This is a genomic window from Oleiphilus sp. HI0123 (assembly GCF_001635315.1).
Genome location: NZ_LWGE01001679.1, coordinates 1 through 2,217 on the forward strand (window position 1 = coordinate 1; position 2,217 = coordinate 2,217).

Sequence of the window (2,217 nt, forward strand, 5' to 3'; positions counted from 1 at the left end):
TCATGCTGTTTTTTATCCGCTGTTTGCAGGTATGAAAGTATACGGCAACCCAGATCTTTTATATCTACAGCTCTTTCGCTGAGATAGGCATCATTCATCATTTCAAAATGACGTGCATATTCACTAATGGTATTTTTTAATGCGGTTTGGGCAGACTTCCCGGCTTTTATCTGGGTGATCACTTCTCCTGCCAGAGCATTGTCATCCAACATACCAAGATAGACATCAAACAAAGCTTGTTCTTCAGGCCTTAACTGGGTAGATAAACGCTCACCGACGCTTTGAATATCTTTACGGACGGACTCAACCGCATTTTCAAATGAAATGATATCATCATCAATATTTTCAGCACTTCTATCAGGCACCGCATCCAGGTCGGCAAGCGGAAAAACAACAACACTGCGACCAATCGCAACGCCTGGTGCACCAGCGATACCCTTGAAGGCGATATCCTGCGCTACTTTCCCACTCTCAGAAACTGACTCAATTGCTTTAGTTGCTTCTGAATGCGCTATAACGCTCGCCAGCTGTGCAGAAACCGTAACTAGAAAAGCTTCTTCACCTTCATCAAACTTACGCAGGTTACTGGCTTCCTGAACAACCAATACACCCAATACCTTTTTATGATGAATGATTGGAACACCAAGAAAGCTTGTAAAACGCTCTTCTCCCGTTTCAGGCAAATAGCGGTAGCGTTCATGCTGCTGGGCATCTTCGAGGTTTATCGGCTCTTCCCTAACACCAACCAAACCAACCAGACCCTCTGAATAACCCAAGCTCACGTTCCCGATCGCATCTTCCCGCAAGCCACGAGAGGCACGCAAGACATAACGATTTTCTGCCGGATCAAGAAGATAGATGGAACATACTTCCGTACTCATAGCCTCCTGAACGCGACTGACAATAATATTCAGTGCTTCCTCAAGACTAGCGGCACTATTCACTTCCTGAACAATACTGCGAAGTATGCTTAGCATTTAATACCCTTTATATTATGCCCACGTTTCCAATAGGTGGCTTAGTTCTTAAATAAGTCAGTTGATAACTCTTTCATTGCTCTTCGGTATACCTCTCGCTTAAATGAGACAACCTGACCCAGCGGATACCAATAACTTACCCACTGCCAACGATCGAACTCGGGGCTCACGTTCCGATCTACAGATATGCTTGAGTCAGCACTCAGCATGCGTAACATATACCACTTTTGTTTCTGTCCGACGCATAACGGTAAGGAGTTATGGCGAATCATTTTCTTGGGTAATCGATAGCGTAACCAACCCTTTGTTTTGGCCACAATCTGTACATCTGAAGGCTGCAAACCTATTTCTTCATTCAATTCACGGTAAAGTGCTTCATCAGGAGTCTCATCAACTTTGATTCCACCTTGCGGAAACTGCCAAGAATTTTGTCCGATTCGCCTTGCCCAAAGTACCTCATTAAATTCGTTTGCGAGAATAATTCCGACATTTAATCTGAAACCGTCAGAATCTATCACTCTCTAATTTCCCGTCTATAGATATTTACATTGCCTTCATTCTTTCAGAATTTGCCCGATACAGCAAACCCATGAGCGGGCAAATAATTAATTATGCTAGATATATCAATCAATTCTAGACTACTTTTAAGATCTTAATGAGTTTTTAAAGAGATGATCTGATATGATTTTCTATTCATCGAAATCGACCCTTTGTGATTGGTCGTTATTTAGCATAAAACACTCTCGGGGGAGTACATAAGTGGCACTGGCAATTTTCGACTTAGACAACACATTAATCGCGGGTGATAGCGACCATGCCTGGGGCGAATTTCTCGTCGAAAAGTCTATTGTCGACGCTCAAGTTTACAAAGAGGCCAATGATCAATTTCTTTTGGATTACCAAAATGGTGAACTCGACATCCTCAAATACCTGTCATTCGCGCTTCGCCCACTCGCCGCACATCCGACAGAGCAACTGCTGAAATGGCGAGAAGAGTTTTTTCTGGAGAAAATCAAACCACTTATGCTTGATAAGGCAATCAAGCTTGTTGAAAAACACAGAGCTGCCGGAGATACTCTCCTGATTATTACCGCCACAAACCACTTTGTTACTGAGCCTATTGCTCAGGCTTTTGGCATTGATACACTGATAGCGACCCTTCCCGAGCAAGTCGACGGTCGATATACAGGCAAGGTAAGCGGCACACCCAGCTTTAAAGAAGGGAAAATTACGCGTTTGA

The 2,217-nt window shown here is 43.5% G+C and carries 3 protein-coding genes; 1 reads left to right on the top strand and 2 read right to left on the bottom strand.

Translation table 11 applies throughout. From position 1 onward, the window contains the following. Both A3761_RS22710 and A3761_RS22715 read right to left on the bottom strand, forming a co-directional pair. On the bottom strand, nucleotides 1–977 hold a 977-nt coding region (locus tag A3761_RS22710), incomplete at its 3' end, for a phosphoenolpyruvate-utilizing N-terminal domain-containing protein (RefSeq protein ID WP_156492043.1). Between the two features lie 41 nt (nucleotides 978–1,018). Then, entirely contained in the window at nucleotides 1,019–1,495 is a 477-nt protein-coding gene (locus A3761_RS22715) for an RNA pyrophosphohydrolase (RefSeq protein WP_068509047.1), read from the bottom strand. A gap of 241 nt (nucleotides 1,496–1,736) precedes the next feature. Here A3761_RS22715 and A3761_RS22720 point away from each other — a divergent pair. Then, nucleotides 1,737–2,217 (top strand): HAD family phosphatase (locus tag A3761_RS22720; RefSeq protein ID WP_068750946.1); only part of this gene is annotated, 481 nt, incomplete at its 3' end.